Origin of the sequence: Bartonella sp. ML70XJBT.G, assembly GCF_028618575.1 — a bacterium.
In the GTDB taxonomy this organism is placed as follows: domain Bacteria; phylum Pseudomonadota; class Alphaproteobacteria; order Rhizobiales; family Rhizobiaceae; genus Bartonella.
In genome coordinates this window covers 1-6,603 of the sequence record NZ_JAQITA010000038.1, presented here as the reverse complement: position 1 = coordinate 6,603, position 6,603 = coordinate 1, and the positions used below count along the sequence as shown (strand labels likewise).

Below are 6,603 nucleotides of genomic sequence, written 5' to 3'. Positions count from 1 at the left end.
ATGCATCCGCGCGAAACGATAAGAGAAACATTTGTTGATTTGATAAAAGCAGCCAAGACAACAGCTGGTGACAATGTTTTCAACATGCGTGACTTCAATTTAGTTATTGAAGCAATGCCGGCCATTAATATCTCAACGCAAAACGAAACCATCGAAGATGGGGATGATTTTGGCTTAAGGCGGCGCGTTTTAACCGTTGATGTCGAATGCTATGCGACATCTAAAGATGGAGCTAGCTTCGTGGACCAATTAGCATGGGAAGTTGAAGAGATTTTCTATGCCAACCCCAATCTTAACAACACCATTGAGACATGCCGCTTACAAAATATTGCTTTTGCCTTTGGCGATAATGGCGCCCTAGCACTCCATAATGCAATTTTAACCTTTGAAGTCACTTATGTGACCAATATCCCCTCCCCTCATGAAGAAAATGCAACCGCAGGAATTATTGAACCTCTTGTCGGTTTTAACCCCGAAACCGGTATGGGAAATGAAAAGAAATACACAAAAATTGAGGCTGCCTCATGTTAGAGCGACGCGATAAAGAGATCACCGATTTAAAAAGACGGGTGGCCAATATGGTGATGGTTGGGAAAATTAGCCATGTTGACCATAAAAATGCACGCTATCGGGTAAAAAGCGGCAATCTTGTCAGTGACTGGATTCCAGATACACAAGCCCGCGCCGGTAAAACCTGTTCTTATGAAGGGCGTGACGTTGGAGAGCAAGTCATTGTCGTCTCTTCCTCAGGCGATTTATCACAAGGGGTGATACTTGGCTCACTCCACACCGATGCAAATCAAGTCGCCGATAAAGGCAATATTCATAAAACACTTTATCCTGATGGCACCACCGTTGAATATGACGATAAACAAAACAGCTATACCCTTAATCTCACATCAGGAGGAAAGTTTAGTCTCACGATTTCTGATGGCGTGTCGATAAAAGGCGATGGCAAGAAATTAGAACTGCAGGCACAAGAAGGCATCAAAATTGTTTCAAAAGGTGACTTGAACTTAAACGCAGAAAAAGCCATTGCTCTGAAAGCAGGTGGTGGGATTTCACTCCATTGTGATGATGGCATTGCTCTTCATTCTAGTGACTTAAAGCATAACGGCACCAACATTGGAAACAGCCACGTTCACGGAGGTGTTACCCCTGGTGGTTCTATGACGGGAGGTCCAAATTGAACAGTGGAATGGACCGCACAACAGGAAAGCTGCTCTCTGGTATCGATCATTTGCACCAATCAATTCTTGATATTTTAACAACACGCATTGGCACACGGGTAATGCGGCGTGATTATGGTTCACGTGTTGCGGAGTTGATTGATGCACCGATGAATAACGCCTTTGCCATTGCTCTTTATGCTGCCGTTGCTGAAGCTTTAGACAAATGGGAACCACGTTTTAAACTGAAAAAAATTGATTTTGAAAGAGGTGATGATGGAAAAGTGTCCTTGTCCTTTGACGGTATTTATTTGCCATCAGGCAAGCCTATTACCATGGAAGGAGTGCTAATACAATGAAGAACCTTGCTAATCCCGAAATCATCTCAGAACTTTCCTTTGAAGAAATCCGCGCAGCAAATATTGAACATTTAAAAGAACTTTTGCCCAGTTATATTTTTTTAGAAAGTGATCCCGCTTTAAAAATCATTGAGGCTTTTAGCTATCGAGAACTGCTTTTAAGACAACGCATTAATGAGGCGGCACGCAACAATATTCTTGATTTTGCAAAAGATGAAGCTCTTGATGCTTTAGGAAATTGGCATGGTGTTCAACGAATGGATGGTGAGAGTGATGACAGATACCGTGAACGCATAAGGCTTCATACTCGTAGTGGCAAAGGCAGTGGAACAGAGCCTTATTACAAATTTATTGCTTTATCCGCAGATAGTCGCGTAAAAGATGCCATTATTTACCGGAAGGGGAAAAACCCAACCATTCATGTTGCCATTTTTGGCAATAATGAAGAAGAAACCGCAAGCCAAGACTTGCTAGACAAAGTCTCAAAAGCCCTTCACGATAAGAACGTCATCATGACTAATGATACCATCCTTGTACATGCGGCTGTTGCTAAAGTTGTGGACTTAAAAGCAGATGTTTGGCTGTTACCAGAAACAGCACTCACGGTTTTAACCCAAATGGAAGCACATTTACGTACCGTTTGGAAACAAGAACAAGCACTTGGGCGCGAATTAAGCCTTTCGTGGTGGATTTCAAAACTGATGATTCCTGGTGTGCAAAAAGTCATTGCCGTTGAACCTACAACGGATAATGCCGTTTCCGATGAGGAAGTATTATCCATTGGCAAGATCACCTTAAACTTTAAAGGGCGTGCACGCTAATGCTTTCCTCCCTCCTCCCCACACATGCAACGGAATTTGAAAAACACCTTGCTGATGTCTGTGATTTTCATCAAGATGTTGATGCTTCTGTTTTGGGGATTTCACGCTCTAAACTGATCACACGCCCTCCTCGCTTCTTACCGTGGCTGATTGAAGAATATGGGCTTGGCGAACTCACACCTTATGTACCAAATCTCTATGATTTGATTGATCAGGGGATTGAATGGCAGCGAATACGTGGCTCTGTAGCTGCCGTCGATAGGGGTCTTCAATGGTTAGAGCTTTCAGCACACTTTACACCCGCGTGGACAGAGCGTGCATGGTGGAATTCCTTTCAACTTGAATTTGACCGGTTGCCTGAACAGAACTCTCTCGAGGCAATTGAAGCCATTGTAAATCTTTCTAAAAGCTTGCGCTCTGATTTTCGTCGTGGTGTTTATGGTTATGATGTTCAAGCTGCTGAATCCAACATGTCACAGCTCAACAATGTACTGTTGGACCACGAAAGTGGTACATATCTCAAAACAAGCAAGACGTTATTTTCTTTCGGACAAGATATAGAGATCACGCACACTCTTAGCAAAGAAGAAGGAAAAGTAATTGGCAATTGGATTGATGAAATTGACGAAGAATTAAATTGGAAAGAGATCTGCTATCCATGGGAGATGGCCAATTTCCCTTGGTGTTCTGTCAAAAAACATGAACGCGATATATTGATGGCAGAGTGGTTCCAAAACCGCACACTTTATTTGGCTTTAAGAGATGCCGATAACGCTCTGATTGGCATACGCCGCTGTACCAATGTCCAACCCGTAGAACAAGATTTAGAGGGCATCTATAGCCATTCAGGGAACAGATTTAAGCCCTCTCAAACAGGATCAATACTCTATTTTGCTGCCCGTACAGATTTTCACGATGTGGTGGAAAACAAGCAAGCAGCCTCTGTTAACATTCTCGTTCACGCTACCCCCGCAGCACAAACATCCCCTGGCAAACTTTGGCTTGAAGATGGTGAACTGCGTGGTGGTGTTGAGATACTCAAAACACCTATCAACATCTCTTTGCGCACAGATGTCCGCACACAATTCAAAATTTTATTGAGGTTCTAACATGAAACATGAAAGTGGCTTACCCTTTGCAATCGATAGATCTGTTGGCAAAGATGAACAACAAAGCGTTGTGTTTTATGGACAGCGTCCTTTTCTTCAAGGCGCTGAACTCAACGAGGTTCAAACCATCATAAGGGGACGACATAACCGCCTTGGTCGCCTTGTTGCCAAAGAAGGAGATCGTGTTGAACGAGCAGATGCCTTTGTCAATAAAGATAAGCAAACCGTCACGTTGACAGAGGGTAAAATTTTTGTCGCTGGCGATATCTTTCCTGTCTCAAATGCCGTCTTGGAGAATATTTCCATGACTGGGCGCCTAGAAATCGGTGTGAAACTGCAAAAAAGCTGGGTGACATATGAAGATGATCCAGAGCTCTTAGGGCAAGTTCCAGGCACCTTGGCAGAAGGAGAGCCTGGTGCCGCACGTGAGGTGGCAAAACTTGTCTGGGCTCTCAAAAATGATGGGCAGCAAGGCACATTCTTTCCGGTTTATATTTTACAAGATGGTGTTCTCATTGATCAAAAATCCCCCTCTCTGCTTGAACCAGCCATGCAAGCTATTGCGACATACGACCGCGCCCATGGGCATTATATCGTGAATGGTTGCCGTGTCACAGCTTTGGGACAAGAGGGACAAAAGCAAGTGTTCAGTATCCAAGAAGGAGAAGCCAATATCAATGGTTTTAAACGCAAACGCTTAGCTGCTTTGCGCCATGAAGAGATGGAAGACTTTTCGACAAGCGCGGTTCCTAGTGAAACCCATATTTTTGCACCCAAAAACCAAGAAAAAAGCTTTACCTTTAAAACCTATTACGCTCCCATTGCTGCTGTTCATTCCATTTTGCTAACAAAAGAAAAAACCGTTCGTATCACACGCGGAGCTGTAGCTTCAGGGCGTGATGGCGTTCCCGATAAAAGTATCACAGCTTTTATCAAAATTGTCCAAGGTGGAAAAGAATTTAAAGAAGGTAGAGATTTTAAAAAAACCGGAGATACCATTGATTGGGCACCTATGGGCGATGAACCGTTACCGGGAAGCGGCTATATGGTGACTTACCGTTACCGAGCAAGCGTGCAAGCTGATAAAGTGACAGCGCAAGAAATCACTGTCTCAGGGGGGGCTGAGGATGGTGATATTATTGTCAGTTACACTTACAAATTGCCCCGCATTGACCGTATTGGTCTCAATACAAAAGGCGATGTTGTCTATATCAAAGGTGTTTCCTCAGACCACCCCATGGGGCCAAGTGTCCCTGATGATGTGCTCTCTCTTGCTACTATTACCAACAATTGGCTTGAAACACCCCTTGTGGTCAATGATGGCACGCGTGTTGCCCCTTATGATGAAATGTGGCACTATTTTCGACGGGTGCTCTCTCTTGACCGCTTGATGCAATTAGAGCGCATTAAAAGCAATGTTGACTCTAAAGAGCCGGTTGCCAAAAAAGGCATGTTTGTCGATCCTTTTCTGGATGACAGTTATAGAGATGAAGGTTTTGAACAAACAGGGGCTGTATGCGATGGCATTTTACAGCTTGCCATTGACCCAACATTTTATACAACCTCTTTACAATCTCCTGTCACTCTTGATTGGGTAAATGAAGTTATCATTGCCCAAGAATTGACAACGGCTTGCGAAAAAATCAACCCCTATCAAAATTTTGCACCCCTCCCTGGTACAGTTACTCTCAACCCCGTAGCAGATTTTTGGCACGAACAACGTACCGATTGGCTCTCGAGTGTGACCAGCGTAAGGACTTATCGCTGGAACGGTTGGTGGACTGTCCGTGATACAGAAGTACATGATGATTTGGTGCGTACCGCTAGGGAGCAAACCAGTTTTTTAAGACAAATTACCCTTCACTTTAAAATTGAAGGCTTTGGTAGCGGCGAAATCTTGGACAGCCTTAGCTTTGATGGTGTCAATGTCTTGCCAACAAGCCGCCTTGTTGCCAATAGCAAAGGCACCCTTGAAGGGAGTTTCAAGATTCCCCCAAACATTCCCGCCGGTACAAAAAATGTTGTGGCACGAGGAAAAGGCGGAACAATAGCAACAGGGCTTTTTACCGGTCAAGGTATCATTGATGTGAAAGTGATGCGACGCACCACCACAGTGAAAATCTGGACACAAGTCGACCCGCAAGCGCAAGTCTTTACCCCCGATGAAACACGACAAATCACTGGGATTGATTTCCATCTTTGTAAAATTGGCAATCAAGCCCATGATCTGGTGATTGATTTGGTCACTACCGAAAACGGTTATCCCACCGCCGATATTCAAGCCCAAACCTCCTATTCCATGAAGGGCGCAAAGCTAGGTTGGGCAGAGGCACGCTACGATGTTCCTTTACTTGTCCCCGATGATCGTCTCACCGCCTTTGTCATTAAAACCGATGATGGGGATCATTCCGTCTCACTCGCCAAACTTGGAGATTTTGATAAAGAGCGCCAAAGATATGTTTCAAGCCACCCCTATGTGACGGGTCCTCGCTTTTCCTCTGTCAATGCACAGAGTTGGACAGCGCACCAAGATGAGGCATTAGCATTTCGGGTGCTCGCAGCCCGCTATAAACAAACAGAAAAAACGGTGGATTTAGGTACCTTTGATCTTGTGGATTGCTCTGATTTACAAATCCGTGCAGCCGTTGAATTGCCTTCAAGCGATTGTTCTGTCATCTTTGAAATTGAAAGAAATAACGGTACAGTTTACCAATTGCTGCCCTTTCAATTGCTGAGTCTTACCGAATATATCAATGAAAAAGTCAAGCTTCGCGCTATTCTTAAAGGTACAGAAAAACTCTCACCTGTCTTATTTGCCCCTGTGCAATTGATTGCAGGAAAAATCCATCAAACAGCAACCTATATCACAAGAGCTTTTGCCTTTGGGGAAAAGGCAAGGTTGACCAGCTATATCAAAACATTCTTGCCGGGCGGTTCTTCATTCACCCTCGAGATGCAACTGGATGATAGTGCTTTTGTTCCTCTCACATTAGACAAAACAGAACAACTCGCTGAACCGCTTTGGACAGAGCGAAAATTTGTGAGCAGCGACAAAACAGCACGACAAGCACGCCTTAAACTCACCCTTACCGGTGGACCGGCGGCGCGGTCCATGGTGCGTGATTTTGGCGCCGGCATATTGTGA

The 6,603-nt window shown here is 44.4% G+C and carries 5 protein-coding genes and 1 pseudogene; all 6 read left to right on the top strand.

Going from position 1 to position 6,603, the window contains the following annotated elements; translation table 11 throughout:
• Window positions 1-544: pseudogene (locus tag PVV64_RS09625) on the top strand (hypothetical protein); the annotation flags it as partial.
• Window positions 525-1,190 (top strand): phage baseplate assembly protein V, encoded by a 666-nt coding sequence (locus PVV64_RS09620; RefSeq protein WP_273760787.1) that lies wholly within the window; start codon window positions 525-527, stop codon window positions 1,188-1,190. The pseudogene PVV64_RS09625 and the gene PVV64_RS09620, both read left to right, overlap by 20 nt.
• The gene (locus tag PVV64_RS09615) at window positions 1,187-1,528 is read left to right on the top strand and encodes a GPW/gp25 family protein (protein ID WP_273760786.1); all 342 of its coding nucleotides are present in this window, start codon (window positions 1,187-1,189) and stop codon (window positions 1,526-1,528) included. Before PVV64_RS09620 ends, PVV64_RS09615 begins: the two co-directional genes overlap by 4 nt.
• A complete protein-coding gene (locus PVV64_RS09610; protein WP_273760785.1) occupies window positions 1,525-2,349 on the top strand; it encodes a baseplate J/gp47 family protein in 825 nt (274 codons plus the stop codon). Before PVV64_RS09615 ends, PVV64_RS09610 begins: the two co-directional genes overlap by 4 nt.
• Window positions 2,349-3,458: a phage tail protein gene (locus PVV64_RS09605; protein ID WP_273760784.1), complete on the top strand. Its 1,110-nt coding sequence runs from the start codon at window positions 2,349-2,351 to the stop codon at window positions 3,456-3,458. The genes PVV64_RS09610 and PVV64_RS09605 overlap by 1 nt, the downstream gene beginning before the upstream one ends.
• 1 nt (window position 3,459) lies before the next feature.
• Window positions 3,460-6,603 (top strand): DUF4815 domain-containing protein, encoded by a 3,144-nt coding sequence (locus tag PVV64_RS09600; protein ID WP_273760783.1) that lies wholly within the window; start codon window positions 3,460-3,462, stop codon window positions 6,601-6,603.